The sequence below is a fragment of the Rhodoferax sp. genome, from assembly GCF_014859475.1.
GTDB lineage: Bacteria > Pseudomonadota > Gammaproteobacteria > Burkholderiales > Burkholderiaceae_C > Rhodoferax.
In genome coordinates, this window is sequence record NZ_JACUUE010000001.1 from 1 (window position 1) to 16,639 (window position 16,639).

The 16,639-nt window shown below is 57.9% G+C and carries 16 protein-coding genes; 8 read left to right on the forward strand and 8 right to left on the reverse strand.

Annotated elements, in window-relative coordinates; translation table 11 throughout:
• The 3 genes from IBX54_RS00005 to IBX54_RS00015 all read right to left on the reverse strand — a co-directional run.
• The coding region (locus IBX54_RS00005; RefSeq protein WP_296540607.1) for a hypothetical protein at nucleotides 1–202 on the reverse strand (202 nt) is incomplete at its 3' end.
• A complete protein-coding gene (locus IBX54_RS00010; protein WP_296540608.1) occupies nucleotides 199–1,983 on the reverse strand; it encodes a SulP family inorganic anion transporter in 1,785 nt (594 codons plus the stop codon). The genes IBX54_RS00010 and IBX54_RS00005, both read right to left, overlap by 4 nt.
• 105 nt (nucleotides 1,984–2,088) lie before the next feature.
• Entirely contained in the window at nucleotides 2,089–2,676 is a 588-nt protein-coding gene (locus tag IBX54_RS00015) for a DUF3365 domain-containing protein (protein ID WP_296540609.1), read from the reverse strand.
• Between the two features lie 313 nt (nucleotides 2,677–2,989).
• Here IBX54_RS00015 and IBX54_RS00020 point away from each other — a divergent pair, with 313 nt between their 5' ends.
• The 8 genes from IBX54_RS00020 to IBX54_RS00055 all read left to right on the forward strand — a co-directional run bounded on the left by IBX54_RS00020 (nucleotide 2,990) and on the right by IBX54_RS00055 (nucleotide 10,801).
• Complete coding sequence (locus IBX54_RS00020) at nucleotides 2,990–3,406, forward strand: hypothetical protein (RefSeq protein WP_296540610.1); 417 nt, start codon at nucleotides 2,990–2,992, stop codon at nucleotides 3,404–3,406.
• A gap of 13 nt (nucleotides 3,407–3,419) precedes the next feature.
• Nucleotides 3,420–3,929, forward strand: coding sequence for a metallophosphoesterase family protein (locus IBX54_RS00025; RefSeq protein ID WP_296540611.1), 510 nt, complete (start codon nucleotides 3,420–3,422; stop codon nucleotides 3,927–3,929).
• 67 nt (nucleotides 3,930–3,996) lie between these two features.
• Nucleotides 3,997–5,277, forward strand: coding sequence for an FAD-dependent oxidoreductase (locus IBX54_RS00030; RefSeq protein ID WP_296540612.1), 1,281 nt, complete (start codon nucleotides 3,997–3,999; stop codon nucleotides 5,275–5,277).
• A gap of 1 nt (nucleotide 5,278) precedes the next feature.
• Nucleotides 5,279–7,483: an FAD-dependent oxidoreductase gene (locus IBX54_RS00035; protein WP_296540613.1), complete on the forward strand. Its 2,205-nt coding sequence runs from the start codon at nucleotides 5,279–5,281 to the stop codon at nucleotides 7,481–7,483.
• Between the two features lie 23 nt (nucleotides 7,484–7,506).
• Nucleotides 7,507–8,127, forward strand: coding sequence for a 4Fe-4S dicluster domain-containing protein (locus tag IBX54_RS00040; RefSeq protein WP_296540614.1), 621 nt, complete (start codon nucleotides 7,507–7,509; stop codon nucleotides 8,125–8,127).
• A gap of 28 nt (nucleotides 8,128–8,155) precedes the next feature.
• Complete coding sequence (locus IBX54_RS00045; protein ID WP_296540615.1) at nucleotides 8,156–9,073, forward strand: CoB--CoM heterodisulfide reductase iron-sulfur subunit B family protein; 918 nt, start codon at nucleotides 8,156–8,158, stop codon at nucleotides 9,071–9,073.
• 49 nt (nucleotides 9,074–9,122) lie between these two features.
• A complete protein-coding gene (locus IBX54_RS00050) occupies nucleotides 9,123–10,286 on the forward strand; it encodes a hypothetical protein (RefSeq protein ID WP_296540616.1) in 1,164 nt (387 codons plus the stop codon).
• Nucleotides 10,287–10,411: 125 nt separating this feature from the next.
• Nucleotides 10,412–10,801: a rhodanese-like domain-containing protein gene (locus IBX54_RS00055; RefSeq protein WP_296540617.1), complete on the forward strand. Its 390-nt coding sequence runs from the start codon at nucleotides 10,412–10,414 to the stop codon at nucleotides 10,799–10,801.
• A gap of 8 nt (nucleotides 10,802–10,809) precedes the next feature.
• Here IBX54_RS00055 and IBX54_RS00060 read toward each other — a convergent pair whose 3' ends face one another.
• The 5 genes from IBX54_RS00060 to IBX54_RS00080 all read right to left on the reverse strand — a co-directional run bounded on the left by IBX54_RS00060 (nucleotide 10,810) and on the right by IBX54_RS00080 (nucleotide 16,633).
• The gene (locus IBX54_RS00060; RefSeq protein WP_296540618.1) at nucleotides 10,810–11,688 is read right to left on the reverse strand and encodes a YkgJ family cysteine cluster protein; all 879 of its coding nucleotides are present in this window, start codon (nucleotides 11,686–11,688) and stop codon (nucleotides 10,810–10,812) included.
• Nucleotides 11,689–11,801: 113 nt separating this feature from the next.
• A complete protein-coding gene (aprA, locus tag IBX54_RS00065) occupies nucleotides 11,802–13,832 on the reverse strand; it encodes an adenylyl-sulfate reductase subunit alpha (RefSeq protein ID WP_296540619.1) in 2,031 nt (676 codons plus the stop codon).
• 26 nt (nucleotides 13,833–13,858) lie between these two features.
• Nucleotides 13,859–14,335 (reverse strand): adenylyl-sulfate reductase subunit beta, encoded by a 477-nt coding sequence (gene aprB, locus IBX54_RS00070; RefSeq protein ID WP_296540620.1) that lies wholly within the window; start codon nucleotides 14,333–14,335, stop codon nucleotides 13,859–13,861.
• 42 nt (nucleotides 14,336–14,377) lie between these two features.
• A complete protein-coding gene (sat, locus tag IBX54_RS00075) occupies nucleotides 14,378–15,553 on the reverse strand; it encodes a sulfate adenylyltransferase (RefSeq protein ID WP_296540621.1) in 1,176 nt (391 codons plus the stop codon).
• Between the two features lie 99 nt (nucleotides 15,554–15,652).
• The gene (locus tag IBX54_RS00080; RefSeq protein WP_296540622.1) at nucleotides 15,653–16,633 is read right to left on the reverse strand and encodes a DmsC/YnfH family molybdoenzyme membrane anchor subunit; all 981 of its coding nucleotides are present in this window, start codon (nucleotides 16,631–16,633) and stop codon (nucleotides 15,653–15,655) included.
• Nucleotides 16,634–16,639 lie beyond the last annotated feature (6 nt).

The window sequence follows — 16,639 nt, forward strand, 5'->3', positions numbered from 1 at the left end:
CTTCCGGGGTCATGGATTGCGTCACTGCGTTCGCAATGACGGGGCTGGGGTTCGCGATGACGGAGCTGTTCATGGAAAGAAGCGTAGCGACGCGACAATCGCAGTGACGGCCTCCTTGTTCGAGGTCCGTGTGCGGTATCGGGCCGATGCGGCTGGCTCGCGATGACGGAAAAATGGCACTACGGGCGATGCGCTTGTTCATGAGGTTCTGGCTTCGCCGTTGGGCAACTGTTCGTTGCATTCAGTGAAAATGCGTGCCTTGCAGCTGCGGCAGACCTCTGGATCGAGCGTGGCATAGATCGGCTTGATCCAGTTCGACATGGCCGGGAAGAAGGCACCCACCCCGATGTCGTCGAGTTTATCGGCCTTGCGCAGGAACTGGTAGATACTTTTGTTGCACCGATAAAAATACAGGCCACCGCCGAGTTTGCGGCGACGCCTGGCCTCCTGTTCCAGCATTTCGGCACCTGCCACATCGACGAAATTGATGCCGCGCGCCAGGACCATCACCGTTTTCTGGCGCGGGTTGCCCTCGTCAATCTGCAGCAGGGCGTTGCGCACAAAGTCCACCGCACCAAAAAATATGGAGCCATTGATGCGCACGATGCGGAACTGCGGACATTCCGGGCGCCCCAATGCATTGACAAAGTGGTACGCGCCTTTATCAATGGCGGGGACATAAGGCACCACAGAGGGCCTTGACACGCGATACAGGTAAAGCGCCAACGAGAGCAGGATGCCAAAGAAGATGCCCTTTTCCAGATCAACCAGCGTCCCCAGCAGGGTGACCCACAGGATGACCGCCTCGGCACGGCTGATTTTGCTGATGGCGCCGATGTGGTGAAAATCAATCAGGCCCCATGCCACCAAAAACAGGATGCCAGCCATCGCCGCCGTGGGCAAATACGACGCCAGGGGCGCAACCAGCAACAAAACGAGCAGCAGAAAAAACGAGGCAAACACCGTGGCGAGCGGGGTTTGGGCGCCCGCTTCGAAGTTGACGCCGCTGCGGTTGAATGAGCCGCTGGAGGCATAACCGGAAAAGAAACTGCCGACCAGATTGGACAAGCCTTGCCCGATGAATTCCTGATTGCCGTCAATGTGCTGTTCGGATTTGACCGCGATGGCGCGCGAAATGGAAACTGCTTCGGTGAGTGCCAGCATGGTGACGATCAAGGCCGGAAACAGCACATTGTGCAGCGTCGCGTAAGAAAAATCAGGCATCGACAAGGGTGGCAGGCCAACCGACAGCGCACCCACGGTCTTGATCTGGGTGACTGATGAGCCGAATTCGGCGTTGATGAGATGGGCGGCCAAACTGCCAACGACCATGGCGACGATCATGTACGGCAGTTTTGGCACGAATTTCTTGGCAGCGATACCCACCGCCAGCGTGATCGCCCCGACCGCGCAGACATAGGGGTTGATGTTGCCCATTTGCAGAAAGAACTGCTCGATCACCACATGAAACGGCACGCCGCGCGCAATGTCCAGGCCAAAGAAATTCTTGACCTGGCTGGCGGCGATGAGCACTGCCGCACCGGCCGTGAACCCGATCACCACCGTGTGCGAAATGAAATTGACCAGCACGCCCATGCGCGCCAGGCCCAGAATCAACTGGAATAAACCCGCAAGGAACGTGAGCGTGAGCACCATGCTGATGAATTGCGGTGAGCCGGGCTCGGCCAGCGGGCTGATGGCGGCAAACACCGCGATCGAGATGGCGGTGGTGGGGCCCGACACCAGATGCCAACTCGAGCCGAACAGGGCGGCGACGATGGCTGGCAACATGGCCGCGTACAAACCGTACTCAGGCGGCATGCCGGCAATGGTGGCAAAGGCAACCCCCTGTGGCAACACGACCAGCGCGCCGGTAAGGCCGGCCATCAGGTCGGCACGGGTGGAATCGCGATTCACCAGATGCTTCCATTGCATGAACGGAAGCAGGTGGTAGAGCAGGTATTTGCGCGAGCGGTGAAGCATGCAGGTGTTGCCTCAGGCCGCCGTCTGGCAGCAGCCATTTTTGCAGCTGCCTGATCGGAAAGAAAGATTTTGCAAGGGGAAGGCCTGATTCAGGAAGAGCGTGCCTTACAAGCTCTTGCGAATCGTGATGGCACCGCGAATCTGGCCTACTGAATAGCCCACACCCAGATCAGCGGGGTACAGCGTTTTCAATTTCGAGATCACCGCCGGTTCGAGCTGGTCCGGTGCCCCATGACACGCCAGGCACATCTGTTGCACCGGCAAAGCCTTCATGTAGCGATATTCCTTGCGGCTGCCTTCGCTCACAAGCTCGCCCTTTTCCAGGCTTGCCGGGCTTTCCCCGGCAGCGGCGCGGCGGTCGAAGTCTTCCAGTGCGGCACGCTCCCAGGCATCGGGAACGGCTTTGGGGTTGCGGTTGCGCAGACTGACCCGCCGGATCGCCCAGCCGCTCTGCTCCGACGCCGCCTTGGCCATTTGCGGCGCTTTGTCGCGGCAGACCTCAATGGCGGACGCTGGTCCACCTTTGGCAATTTCCTCGCTGAGCACCTGGAGCAGCTTCGGCGGTACCGAACCGGCAACCTTGCGTGCTTCGGTCAGGGTCGCAGCATCGTCGGCGAGTGCATTCAGACTGGCGAGCAGGATGACAGACGGCAGGATTTTGTGTGAAAAAATCGACTTCAGGGCGGGCAACATTGGTAACCTTTACATTAATCAGTGTGTAAGAAACCTTAAAAAAGGTTGCGGTCCTGCCAGCTCTGCAGGACAACAACACAGTCTCAATTCCGTACCTGCATGGCTTTGTCAGTGGCCAAAGAGGGTTCGGCTCAAGAAGACCCGCATGCTGCGTTTGATTACAGAACATAACATCTGATCAAGCCATACTCCAAACGGATAGCCCGTGTGATAGTCCAAGTGGGTAGGTGACTTATGGTCTGGCATCGCTAACAATAAATCACATCACGCACCCTTCAATTGAAGGGTCTTTTTTTAAAAAAACGAGACCACCGTGGACATCACTGTTTCGGATTTCACAGGGCAAGAACTTGAGCTGGTGGCCGAGCTTTTGCAACAACGCTACAACAAGCAAATCACCCCCGAACTGGCCGATAGTGAGTTGAAACTTGACCCTGTCAGCGATGCTCTGACGGTTTGTCCAACGCTCTACTGGAGCGAACGCGGCGCCCATTTTGTCGTGTGCAAGATCGCCCAGGGACGTTACAAATGCCAGTTCTTTTATGCCGATGCTGACCAGTATGGCACCGGCCATGACGAGTACACCGACCTGCGGCGCTGTGTTCTGACCCTGTTGCGCGTCCAAGCGGACCATGAAAGCCAGAGTGTCGGCGTATCGAGTGGGGCCACGGCGATTGAACTGGCCAACCGTTCGGCGAATGATGACTACCACGGCCCGCTGGTGATATGACGACGCAAACACCATGAAAATTTGCATTGTCTCGGACAGCCATGATCGCGCCCCCATGCTGGCATCGGCGGTCATGTCTGCCAAAGAGTCCGGGGCCGAGGCAGTCATCCACTGCGGCGACCTGATCGGAGCCATGACCTTGTGTCCGCTCCTTGAAATCGGTTTGCCGGTCCACGTGGTGCATGGCAACAACCTGGGCGACCTGATGGCGTTATCGAAACTGTGCGCTGCGTCTAGCGGGCTGATCACCTACCACGGCGCCGATCTTGACATCCGGTTTGGCGCTCGCAAGTTGTTTGCGACGCATTACCCGCACTACGGGCGCGCCATGGCCTGCACCGGTGACTACGACATTGTTTGCTGTGGTCATTCGCATGTTGCCAGCGTGGCGCAGCAGCCAAACATCGCCGGGGGCAAGACCTGGCTGGTGAATCCGGGCAGCGTGGGCGGGCTCGGTGCGCCGGCAACCTGGCTGCTGGCTGACCTTGACCGTTTCGATTTCGAGGTCCGGAGCCTGCCATGACCTGCCCCGCCCCGCTGAATCGGCCAGTTCGCCAGGACTTTTTATTTTGTAACGGAGTGGAGATTTCATGACAGCACCTATCGCAACCAGTCAAACCATTCTTGTGGTTGGCGGTGGCATCAGCGGCATGACGGCGGCGCTCGAAGCGGCCGAATGCGGACGGGACGTCGTCCTGGTCGAACGCAGCCCTGCTTTGGGCGGACGTACCGCGCTGCTTTACCGCTATTTTCCCAAGATGTGCCACCCGACCTGCGGGCTCGAGATCAATCTGAGACGGCTCAAGGCCAACCGCCATGTGCGCGTGATGACGATGACCGAGGTGGTTCGCATTGACGGCAAACGCGGTGCCTACACCGCCACCCTGAAGATACGTCCACGCTACGTTAACGAGAACTGCACCGCCTGCGGCGAATGTGCCTCGGTGGTTGGTACCGAGATTCCCGATCCGTACAACTATGACCAGGGCAAAATCAAGGCGGCGTACCTGCCGTTTGCCCTGGCCCATCCGCAGCGCTATGTGCTCGATCCGGTGCTCATCGGCACCGAAGATGCCGACAAGGCAAAAGCGGCCTGCAAGGTCGACGCCATCGATCTGGCGATGCAGGAAGAAACCGTCGAGCTTGCGGTGGGCGCTGTGGTCTGGGCAACCGGCTGGAAACCCTACGATGCAGCAAAGATTCAACCCTATGGCTACGGGCGCTTTCCCAATGTCGTCACCAGCGTCGAGTTTGAGCGCATGGCTGACCCGGCCGGCCCGACCGCTGGCAAGCTGCTGCGCCCCTCAGACGGCCAGGAAGCCAAAAACATTGCCTTCATCCAGTGCGCCGGTTCGCGTGACGAAAACCATTTGCGGCATTGCTCGCGCATCTGTTGCATGGCCACGCTGAAGCAGACGCAGTATGTGCGCGAAGCCCAGGGCGATGCCGCCAAATCGACGGTGTACTACATCGATATTCGTGCGATAGACCGCTTTGAAGATTTTTATCAAATGGTCCAAAAAGATCCATCGGTTGCTTTTGTCAAATCCAAAGTGGCCAGCATCGATCAGGCCAAAAATCAGGACCTGGTGCTGCACGGCGTCGATACCGAGGGTTATCACCGCTATGCCAGCACACATGACCTGGTGGTGCTGGCGATCGGCATGGAGCCGGAATCCAACGGACTCACCTTGCCGGAAGATCTGGTCACGGATTCATCAGGATTCATCGAGGGCACGGCCGATGGCGGCATGGTCGGTGCCGGCGCCGCTGCCAGTCCGCTTGATGTGAATCGTTCAGTGCAAAGCGCCACCGGCGCGGCGCTGCGCGCCATCAAGGTTATTCATCAGACCGTTGGGGAGGAAGCTTAAAGTGGCTGACAACAAATTTGCCGCGTACCTGTGCGCTGGCTGTGGCTTGGGTGACGTGCTCGATATCGACGGGCTGGAGAAAATTGCCAAGAAGGAAGGCAAGATGCAGGTGGTCAAGCACCACGACTTTCTTTGCAGCGCCGCTGGCGTGCAAATGATCCGCGACGATATTGCCAACGAGGGCATCAGCCATCTCATGATCGGTGCCTGCTCGCGTCGGGCCAAGACCGAGGCTTTCAATTTTCCCGACGTTTCAGTGGCTCGTGCCAATTTGCGCGAGGGCGTGATCTGGATCGTCGCCGAAGGCGCGACCCATGATGAAGTGCGCCAGGAAATGGCCGATGATTACGTGCGCATGGGCTGCGCCGAACTGAAAAAAATGCTGCTGCCCGCTGGCAGCACGGGGCGCGGCACCAACAAGCGCATTCTCGTCGTGGGTGGCGGTGTGTCGGGCCTGACGGCGGCCATCGAAGCCGCAGAAACCGGCTATGAAGTGGTGCTGGTTGAAAAAGCGCCGGCGCTGGGGGGTTGGGCGGCCAGCTTGTGGAAGCGGGTGCCGTATCAGGACCCCTATGCCGAGCCACAAGCCACCGGCATCGAGGAACTCATTGCCAGGGTGAGCTTGCATCCGGGCATCACCGTTCACCTCGGTGCCACGCTGGCCGAAACCGCCGGTGCACCGGGCCGTTTTGCGGTCAAAATTGCGCAGGAGAGCGGCGCCGTGGTGCAGGAGATGGTTGGCGCGATCATTCAGGCCAGCGGTTTTTCGACCTATGACATGGCACGCCTGCCTGAACTCGGCGCCGGCTTGCCCGGCGTGGTCGATCAGGCCGGGCTCGAAGCACTCGCGCAGGCCGCCCGTGGCGGAGCCATCGAGCGCGCCGATGGCCAGGTGGTGCAAAGCGTGGTGTTTGTCCAGTGCGCGGGGCAGCGCGATGCCACCGGAACGCACTTGCCGTATTGCTCCGGCCATTGCTGTGCCACCAGTGTCAAGCAGGCCATGTACTTCAAGGATGCCAATCCTGACATCGACACCGTGGTGCTCTATACCGACTTGCGTTTGCCCGGCATGAGTGAGGATTTTTACCGCAGTGCGCAGCGCAAGGGCGTGACCTTCACCAAGGGCAAGGTGAGCCAGGTCAAGGCACAAGGTGCTGGCTGCACGGTGAGCTTCCGCGATCTGATTCTTGACGAAGACGCAACCGTTGACGCTGATCTGGTCGTGCTCGCCACCGGCCAGGTGCCCAACTCCGGGGTCAACATCGACATTCCTGAAGATCAACAGCCCGAGGTCAAGCCGGTTTCGATCCTGAATCTGACCTATCGCCAGGGCAAGGATTTGCCGCAACTCAAAGCCGGGTTGACTGATTCGCACTTTATTTGCTTTCCGTATGAAACACGCCGTACCGGCATCTATGCGGCCGGCCCGGTGCGGCGTCCCATGGACATGCAGCAAGCCACCGATGACGCCACCGGCGCCGCACTCAAAGCCATTCAGGCGGTGGAAAACGCGATGCTGGGTCGGGCCGCGCATCCACGCTCGGGCGACTTGTCGTACCCGATTGTCCGGCTCGAGGGTTGTACCCAGTGCAAGCGCTGCACGGTCGAATGCCCGTTTGGTGCCATCGACGAGGACGAGCGGCGCTTTCCGGTGTTCAATGAATCGCGTTGCCGGCGCTGCGGCACCTGCATGGGCGCCTGTCCGGTGCGGGTGATCTCGTTCGAGAACTATTCGACGGACACGGTGGGCAGTCAGATCAAGTCGCTTGACATGCCCGACGAGTTTTCCGAGCGGCCACGCATTTTGTTGCTGGCTTGTGAGAACGACGCCTACCCGGCGCTCGACATGGCGGGTCTGTCGCGCACTGTTTACTCCGCTTTTGTGCGCGCCATTCCGGTGCGCTGCCTCGGCTCGGTCAACACGATCTGGATCACCGATGCGCTCAACAGCGGCTGGGACGGTGTGATGATGATGGGTTGCAAGAAGGGTGATGACTACCAGTGTCACTTTGTCAAGGGCTCCGAACTGGCCCATTACCGCATGAGCAAGATCGACGACACGCTCAAGGGCATGGGGCTGGAGCCCGAGCGCGTGGCCAGCTACGAGGTTGCCATTACCGACCATCAACGTGTGGCGGCATTGATCAACGACTATGCGGAAAAAATCAAGGAATTGGGAATGTCGCCCATGAAGGGGTTCAACTAATGGAAAAGCTGCAAACAACCACCATGTCAACGGCCACTGGCAACACGGCAGTCAGCGCGCGCTATCACAACAACTTTCTCAAGGAAGTCGAGGCCAACGTCGAAGACGGCGAATGGGTCAAGATGTGCATGCAGTGCGGCGTTTGTGCGGGCTCCTGTCCGCTCGGACCGCACTGGGAACACACGCCGCAAAAATTGTTCATGATGATCCGTGCCGGCAAGCGCGAGGAAGTGCTCAAGTCTGACTCGATGTGGATGTGCACCTCATGCTACAACTGCATGGCGCGCTGCCCACGCAAGCTCCCGATCACGCACATCGTGCACGGGCTGGCCGCCTACGCACACCAGGTCGGGCTGGCACGCAAGAAGCAGTCAACCCGGTTTTTTTCTGTCCTGTTCTGGAACAACTGCGTCAAGACCGGCCGCCTCAACGAGCTGAAACTGACCATGGGCCTGTACTTCAAGGACGGTTTTATGGCAGGACTCAAACAAGCCTGGATCATGCGCGATTCCGGTCGCCAGTTGATGATGGCCAAGCGGCTCAACCCGTTTGAACTGTTCGGCGGGCACCGTTGCAAGGATGCGAAGGGCATCACAGCGATGCTCAAAACCGCCCGCCAGATTGAAGAGCAGCAACAATCGTGAAATCTTGCTCACCTGATTAGGAACCATCATGTCCAAAAAAGAATACGCGTTCTACCCTGGCTGTTCATCACAGAAAAAAGCCTCCGCTGCCAACTACATCGTCTCGGTCGATTCAATGTGCAAGTCGCTCGATATCGAGCTGACGCCGATCCCCGACTGGAACTGTTGCAGCGCGTCCATCAGTTATGCCGGTGGCAGAGTGCTTGAACGCATGGCCTTGAATGCACGCAACCTGGTGCTGGCCGAACAACACCTGCCGGGCAAGGACATCGTCGCCACTTGCGCCGGTTGCTGGCTGAATGCGCGCGAGTGCAAGGAAAAAATCGACGGTAATGAGCAACTGCGCACTGACACCAACAGGGCGTTAAAAGAGGCCGGGCTCAACTACAAGGGCAGTGCGCCGGTGCGCCACATGGTTGAAGTCCTGATTGAAGACCTTGGCTACGATACCCTGAAGAAGCCGGTCGTCAAATCGCTTGAGGGGCTCAAGTTTGCCGGCTACGTCGGTTGTCAGACCAATCGCCCGTTCGGCATTGCCGGTGAGTCGTTCGAAAACCCCCTGTACCTGGACAAACTGATCGAGTCAGTCGGTGGTGAACCGATCGAGAAATGGGAACACAAAGTGAGTTGCTGTGGTGGGGCGCTGGCCTTTCCGGAGCCTGAAAAGAGTCAGAAGCTCATTCGTGAGATTGTCGAATCAGCCTACGACAACGGGGCCGACATGATCGTCACGCCCTGCCCCTTGTGCCAGGCCAATGTCGAGGTCTATCAGTCCGAGATCAACCGCACCCAGGGCACCAAACTCAACATGCCGGTGATGTACTACTCGCAAGTCATGAGCGTGGCGTACGGCAGTTCGGTGAAAGAGGCGGGGCTGGACGGTCACATCATCAAACCGACCAAACTGCAAGAGATTGCCAGCAAGGCAGGGGCCGGGAAAAAGTAAGTTTTCCCGGGCTAACACGCGGCCAACGCGCAACTAGAGGAACGTCACGATGCAATTTGGTCCGCGTGAAATCTATACGCCATTCCGGCCGATCCCGCTCGAAGTTCCGCAGGGGATGGTGCACAACGAGTTTTTCAACAGCACGGAAAACCTCAATGACCTGATGAACAACAACGGGTTGCTGACCAATTCAGAAAACCTTCTGCTTTACCGCAAGGCGCTGGGTCACAGCAACGAGTTTGATTGTTCGATCATTTACAACACCTCCAAGACCATCCTCAACCCGCTGGGGCGGCCGGTGCGGCGCACGCAGGTGAGCGACGATGTCAAGCATGTGTGGAACCGGATGAATCAAATCATCATCGACTACATGCTGGAGCAATATCCCGATCCGGATGAAGCGCTGATTCTGGCGGGCGAAGCCAGTCTGGATGCCACCTGGCCTTTGACCTCGCCAGGGGTCCCCAGCATCCGCATGCTGCATAACCACTTTATCGTTTTTCCCAAGGACGAGCTGCGCCGAGCCAAACTGGCCGATGACAAAAATCCGAACTTGACCGACGGTGGCCAAAACAGCCTGTTCCAGGCCTACATGCGCGAGGTTTATCGCGAGTTTTTCGACCAGGCGCTGCATTTGAAATTGCTCAAACCGGCCCCCGAGAGCGCCGCCCGCATCGAGCTTACCGGTTATCCCCAGGGCTTGCCAAGCTGGGAAATACAGGGCGGAGCAGCGGCCCTCAAGGACGTTCATTTCTGGCGGGAATACGATGAACTCCTGAAAGGTTTTATCGACTTTTACCGCACCTTCTTCTCCCAGGTTTCTTCGCGCAATGCGCCCATGCTGAAAGACGTCTATTTTCCGGATGAGGTGGAAAGCGTGCTGCTGTTCAACAATGATTTCATGAAAACAGCCAAGAAAGTCCGCGACCACTGCATCGTCGATGCCAAATATGCCAACGCGATCCGCTGGCAACCCGCCTTCAAACAGCTGATCTACCGCAATGATGCAGGCCAGCTGATTGTCACGATCAGCCAGAATTCCATTGGCAATGCGATCACCGAGTTGCTCGGCGTGGTGGTCAATCGCATTCCCGATGCACAGGCTTACGCCGACCGCGAAGGCGCGCTGGTCGGGCACCTGCTTGAAGTACGGCGGCGCCTGATCGAGTCCGATCTGGGCGAACCAATCGCCACGCCCTACTGGAGCGCGTAGGATTTTCCTGCCAGCGCAGGTCGGCCAGGCGCTGGCAAGACCGCTGGCACACGGAATATGGTTATGACAAAGATGTCTTTTGTGGCCCTGTTTTATTGCGGCACAATCGGCCCAAGGAGACATTCATGGAACATATTCATCCCAAACAGGCAGTTGAAATCCTCAGTGCCAACCCCGATACGCTGTTTATCGATTGCCGTACCGAGGCCGAGTTTTATTACGTGGGCCACCCCACAGATGCCGTCAACATCGAGTGGAATACCGAACCTGATTTCGAGCTCAATCCGCATTTTTGCGATGCTGTCTTGTCCATCGCCGGGCGCAAGGAACGGCCTGTCATTTTGATTTGCCGCAGTGGCAATCGATCAGTCGATGCCGGGCTGGCACTTGAAAAATTCGGCTTCACGAACGTCAGCAACGTGCTCGAAGGTTTTGAGGGGCCGCTGGACCCGGAACACCACCGAGGCACCAAAGGGGGTTGGCGCTTTCATGGTTTGTCCTGGCGCCAGCTCTGACCCCTGATTCACTCTTCCGGATCGCCGTACATTTCATCCTGCTCCTGCGCGCGCTTCGCGGCAGCTTCGGTCTCAAGGCGCAAGCGCCTCTCCTGTTGTCGTAGTCGGCGCTCATCCGCTGCTTCCTTGCGCAGCGGGATCGACTCCTCGCCAAACAGGACCTGGCGCAGAAAGCGAAAGCCGAACTGCATCAGTTCAAGATCGTCGCAAAGAATGTTTTTCAGCTCTTGCGCCGGTAAATCGTAGATGTCGCCAAACCCTTCGCTGGCCACAAACTGGCTGAAGCGATCAATGTCATAGCAGACCATGAAAAAGAGCTCCAGGCTGCGTTTGGATGGTTTACCAATACTCGGTCCGGATGATTTTTTCTTCAGGATCAGTTGGCGCCAGCCACGTGCCTGATCGTCGTATTCCTCCAGGCCCTGCTCCTTGCGGTAGTCGCCGACGCTGATTGAGCGCGGCTCCTGGTGACCCAGGCAATGTGGTTCTTCGACCAGGGCGTAGGAAGTGTGGTCGGTGCTTTCATCCTGGCGTCGCAGCGACAGCAGCGCAACAGGGTAGTAGCGGCACGCGGTCGGGCGATCTTCATAGACGCTGCAACCCTCGGGTGTCATGAACTGGCACGCTGTGCCATTCGCAACCGGGCGCAGCTTGACGCCAGCGATGCTGTTTTGTTCGAATTCAAAGGGGACGGTATATTTTTTCAGGAACTCGCCGGAACTGATCTCGAAACGGCGTTTGAGTCGCAGGATGTCATAAGGTGTCAGTGAAATGTCGATGTTGCTGCAGCAGGCGTTCCAGCAGGAAATGCCTTTGCGGCATTGAAACTGGATCACCTTGTTGGCATCAAAGGTCCGCGGCAACACCGGACTGGTGGGAAAGGGCATATCTTGTGTTTTGTGGTCTTCCATCGTTGCTACCTTGTGTTCCTAAAAAATAGGCCGAACACCCTGCGGTGCCCGGCCTTCGCTATCTTACACGGCTCAAAGTGAGCCAAGCATCAGTGAGGTGCAGCGGTCTTGAACAACTTGGACTTGTCCACCAGATCAATGTGCTTGCGTTTGAAGCAAGTCCACTGCTTGGTGTTTTTGTCATAGATTGAGTTCACGAAGCAGTGCCAGTTTTCCTCATCGACAAAGTTCTTGTCGGTGCGATAGTAGAAACCGGGGTAACGGCTTTCTTCGCGGAACTGGATGTGCTTCATGTGCGCTTCAGCGGTGATGATGCGGTGATAATTTTCCCAGGCACGCAGCAACTCATGCAGATCCTTGGCGCGCATTTTCAGCGAGTCTTCCTTGAGCAATGCCAGCTTCTCTTCGGCCACTGCCAGCATTTTGTCGTTGGTGTTGTAGTAAGTGCTGCAACCGGCGACATACTCGTCCATGATTTTCTGCAAACGGAACTGCAGCATCCTGGGCGTGATGTAGTTCGGGTTGATATCAATGGCCGTACTGAAATCCTTGAACTCCAGGAAAGTACGCACGGGCTGGTAAATTTCCGCTGCCAGTTGCTCAACCGAGGTATCGAGCTCAACCGTCCAGGCCTTGTTGTCCACGGCATACTTGACCATGGCCTTGGCGGCAATGCGCCCTTCGGCATGCGAGCCTGAAGAGAATTTGTGGCCCGACGCGCCCACGCCGTCGCCAGCAGTGAACAGCCCCTTGACCGTGGTCATGGAGCGATAGCCCCAGTTCCAGCCCTTGGGCAGGTGTGCAGGGACGCCGTCGTACTCTTCGGTCGCCGGTGCGCCCAGATCTTCCGGACCTGACACCCAGATGCCGCAGCAGCCTGAATGCGAACCGAGCAGGTAGGGCTCGGTGGGCATGAGTTCGGACATTTTTTTCTCGGGCTCGATGTTCTCGCCGACCCAGATGCCGCACTGGCCGATGCACATGTCAAGAAAGTCTTCCCAGGCTTCGGCTTCGAGGTGCTTGACTTCCTTGGGCGAGAGTGCCTCGCGCAGTTTGGCCAGCGCCGTGACGGTGTCCATGTAGATCGGGCCGTGGCCGTCCTTCATTTCCTTGAGCATCAGGTGGTTACGCAGGCAGGAGGCGGGAACAGCGGCCTGGCCATAAGGCGGATAGTCGTTGAGCATTTCCTTGTTCTTGACCATGTAGTCTTCGCCGTAGGCATTGACCGCCTTGGCCTTGAACAACAGGAACCAAGCGCCGACCGGGCCATAGCCGTCTTTAAAACGGGTCGGTACGAAGCGGTTTTCCATCATGGTCATTTCGGCGCCGGCTTCAGCCGCCATCGCGTAGGTGCTGCCCGCATTCCAGACCGGATACCAGGCACGGCCCTGACCTTCGCCCACCGAACGCGGACGAAACAGGTTGACACAACCACCGGCAGCCAGCAGGACTGACTTGGCCTTGTAGATATGGATTGAGTTGTCACGCACCGAGAAGCCCACGGCACCGGCAATGCGCGAAGGATCGTTCTTGTCATTGATCAGCTTGACAATGAAGATACGTTCTTCGACACGCGCCAGACCAAGCGCTTTTTTGGCTGCTTCGGCCACGATCCATTTGTAGGACTCGCCGTTGATCATGATCTGCCACTTGCCCGAACGCACCGGTTTGCCACCGTCCTTGAGCGGAGGTATGCCTTCTTTCTGTGCCTCGGCACCGTCGTGACGGACACCCTCGGCATCGGTTTTCCAGATCGGCAGGCCCCACTCTTCGAACAAATGCACGGAGTCATCGACGATACGGCCCATGTCATAGGTCAGGTCGTCACGGGTGATGCCCATCAGGTCGTTGGAGACCATGCGGGCGTAGTCGGCCGGGTCAAGGTCGGGGCCGATGTAGGTGTTGATCGCCGACAGACCCTGCGCGACAGCGCCGGAGCGATCCATGGCGGCTTTGTCCACCAGTTTGATTTTGAGCTCGGTGCCGGTTTCGGCCTTGACGGCGTCAGCCCAGCGCATCACTTCATAGGCAGCACCGCAGCTTGCCATGCCGCCGCCGATGATCAGGATGTCCAGGTCTTCCTGGACGATTTTGGGATTTTCAAAGCTAGCTTGAGACATTCGATTCACCTTTTGAATGAGTTGGTTTATTTGACACGGATCAGTTCTGCCGCCTGGCCAGTGCGGTAGCCGCCCATCGTGTTCTGGGTAAACATGGCTGGCGTGCCGAGGTCTGCCATGGTTGGTATCGGCTTGTTGCCGTAGGGATCAATCGAGCCTTCGGCGGTGGTGCGAATCGGAAACTTGAAGCGTTTGAGCGTGCCGTTGCGGAACTTGATGGTCCACATGATGGAATCGGAGCCGCGCATCGGCTGCACCGAACCACCCAAAGGCACGATGTCGGCGTAGTGCCGTACTTCGATCGCGTTCTGCGGGCAAATCTTGACACAGGAATAGCATTCCCAGCACTGGTCAGGCTCCTGGTTCCATGCCTTCATCGGATGGCCGGTTTGCGAGCCGTCCTTGTCCAGCGCCATCAGATCGTGGGGGCAGATGTACATGCAGGCAGTCTTGTCCTGCCCTTTGCATCCATCACACTTTTCGGTTCTCACATAGGTAGGCATTTCACTTCTCCTTCTTGGGGTTGAGGTTGGGGTTAACGGGAATCATTGGCCAGCCAGGTCGGCGTAGTACTCGCGCAGGATGGCAAGGACCTCGGGACGGCTGAATTCGGGCGGTACATCCGAGCCTTCGGACAGCGACTTGCGTAACTGGGTGCCCGAGACCTGCAGACGGTCGGCATCGGTGTGCGGGCAGGTTCGCCCTGAGGCCATGCCACCGCATTTGTAGCACCAGAAGGCGATATCGATTTTGAGTGGCTTGGTCTGCAGCGCATCTTCAGGAATGGTATCAAAGATGTGATGCGCGTCGAACGGGCCGTAATAACTGCCGACGCCAGCGTGATCGCGTCCGACAATCTGGTGCGAGCAACCATAGTTTTGCCGGAACAGCGCGTGCAGCAAAGCTTCGCGTGGGCCGGCATAGCGCATGTCCAGCGGATAGCCGGCCTGGATGACGGTTTTCTTGACGAAGTAATTTTCGGTCAGCGTGCCAATCGCCTTGGCCCGCACTTCCGCCGGAATATCGCCCGGTTTGAGATGGCCAAGCAGCGAGTGAATCAGCACACCATCGCAGGTTTCGATGGCAATCTTGGCCAGATATTCATGCGACCGGTGCATTGGATTGCGGGTCTGAAAGGCCGCCACCCTGCTCCATCCGAGCGCCTCGAACTGCTCGCGCGTCTGTCTGGGCGACAAGAAAAGATCACCGTATTTTTCCGGAAAATCCCCCCGGGACAACACTTTGATCGGCCCCGCCAGGTTGATGTCGCCCTGCTCCATGACGAGTTTGACGCCGGGGTGCTTGGCATCGGTGGTCTTGAACACGGTGGCACATTCGTGCGCCTTGTCGATCGCGTATTTTTCTGTCACGCGCATGGTCGCGAGAAATTCACCATTGTCCGGGTCGGTCAGAGCGATATCACCACCGATCTTGATGGTCTCGGCAGTCGCCGGGTCAGTCGACAGGGTGATGGGAATGGGCCAGAACAGGCCATTGGCCAATTTCATGCCGTCACAGATGCCGATCCAGTCGGCGTGCGACATGAATCCCTCCAACGGTGTGAAACCACCGATGCCCAACATGATGATGTCGCCCTTTTCGCGCGAACTGACGCGCACCTTGGGCAGGCTGGCAGCGCGTGCCAGCTCGGCGGCAAGCGCATCGCCTTCAAGCAGTAATTCCAGCAGGCCGTGCCCGCCGTGGGGTTCAACTAAAGACATCGTGGTAGCTCCTCTTGGTTTGGGTATATCAGGGCGTGTGATTGATGACAATCGCGTCGAAGATATGCGGGTTGAGTAAATTGGAATGCATGACCATATTCAACTGATCGCCTCGTAATAGAGGTTCTGCGGATGGTTCACCTGGGCAAAAAAGAACCACCGTTCGGCCAGCAAGCCCAGATACTGGACGGCGAAAGCCAATGCCAGCGCGCCGGGGAAATCCATCCAGAGACCGGCCATCAAAAGCAGCACCGGCGCCAAAAACACGGTTCCGAGAAACACCCACTTGACCGAGCGCAAGGTCGACAGTGAGCTGCCGTGGAAGAACTCCCTGGTATTGAACGAGCCGCCCAGAAACCCTGCCGATCTTTGCACGATGCGCGGATGCTTGATGCCAATGGCGGTTTGCAGCGTCGACTTTGGACGCAGGCGACTGTTGCGAATCAGCGAGGCGCCGCGACTGGCAAAAGCAAGCAGCGTGATGATCAGGGCCCAACCCGCGAAAAATCCGGCCAGTTCAGGTGCCTGACTCGTGGCAAAGGCGGCTGCCAGCGTGAACCCCGATGCGCCGCCCAACATGATGTAGTTGATGACCGTCAGCGGGCTGTGCCATTCCTGCATGAAACGCATGCAGGAATAGACCATGCCGGTGGCGATAAACAGCGCAAATGCGAGCACGGTCCCGATAACCCCTAGAACCACGCTGACATCGATCTCAACGCCATCCGGCAATGTCACTAAAACCGGGCTCCAGCCGGTGTAATGCGCCAGACCGTAGAGCAGCATCACACCCATGAAGACCGGCAGCACGATCACCTCGCGCGACAACCAGGAGGTGCGCCACATGGCGGCTGATCGCCAGGCGCGCTCGGGACGCCCGAGGTGCAAGAAAGAACTTGCCAGCCCGAGGGCGCTGATGATGAACACCAGCAACGTGCCCAAGGCGTAGAAAGACCGGCTGTCCTGGTTCGGCAGCAGACCGAACAACGCATAAGATTGCGCCGTGAACAAGGCAAGAAAAAGGCCTTGCGCAGCGCCGATCAGGGTGGTCAAGAAAATAACGGAGAAAGCGGGTTTCATGTTGGT

What these genes read in the sequence shown, in the direction of transcription:
- IBX54_RS00010 (WP_296540608.1), bottom strand. Translation starts at nt 1,983, where the DNA reads ATGCTTCACCGCTCGCGCAAATACCTGCTCTACCACCTGCTTCCGTTC.
- IBX54_RS00015 (WP_296540609.1), bottom strand. Translation starts at nt 2,676, where the DNA reads ATGTTGCCCGCCCTGAAGTCGATTTTTTCACACAAAATCCTGCCGTCT.
- IBX54_RS00025 (WP_296540611.1), top strand. Translation starts at nt 3,420, where the DNA reads ATGAAAATTTGCATTGTCTCGGACAGCCATGATCGCGCCCCCATGCTG.
- IBX54_RS00030 (WP_296540612.1), top strand. Translation starts at nt 3,997, where the DNA reads ATGACAGCACCTATCGCAACCAGTCAAACCATTCTTGTGGTTGGCGGT.
- IBX54_RS00040 (WP_296540614.1), top strand. Translation starts at nt 7,507, where the DNA reads ATGTCAACGGCCACTGGCAACACGGCAGTCAGCGCGCGCTATCACAAC.
- IBX54_RS00045 (WP_296540615.1), top strand. Translation starts at nt 8,156, where the DNA reads ATGTCCAAAAAAGAATACGCGTTCTACCCTGGCTGTTCATCACAGAAA.
- IBX54_RS00050 (WP_296540616.1), top strand. Translation starts at nt 9,123, where the DNA reads ATGCAATTTGGTCCGCGTGAAATCTATACGCCATTCCGGCCGATCCCG.
- IBX54_RS00055 (WP_296540617.1), top strand. Translation starts at nt 10,412, where the DNA reads ATGGAACATATTCATCCCAAACAGGCAGTTGAAATCCTCAGTGCCAAC.
- IBX54_RS00060 (WP_296540618.1), bottom strand. Translation starts at nt 11,688, where the DNA reads ATGCCCTTTCCCACCAGTCCGGTGTTGCCGCGGACCTTTGATGCCAAC.
- aprA (WP_296540619.1), bottom strand. Translation starts at nt 13,832, where the DNA reads ATGTCTCAAGCTAGCTTTGAAAATCCCAAAATCGTCCAGGAAGACCTG.
- aprB (WP_296540620.1), bottom strand. Translation starts at nt 14,335, where the DNA reads ATGCCTACCTATGTGAGAACCGAAAAGTGTGATGGATGCAAAGGGCAG.
- sat (WP_296540621.1), bottom strand. Translation starts at nt 15,553, where the DNA reads ATGTCTTTAGTTGAACCCCACGGCGGGCACGGCCTGCTGGAATTACTG.
- IBX54_RS00080 (WP_296540622.1), bottom strand. Translation starts at nt 16,633, where the DNA reads ATGAAACCCGCTTTCTCCGTTATTTTCTTGACCACCCTGATCGGCGCT.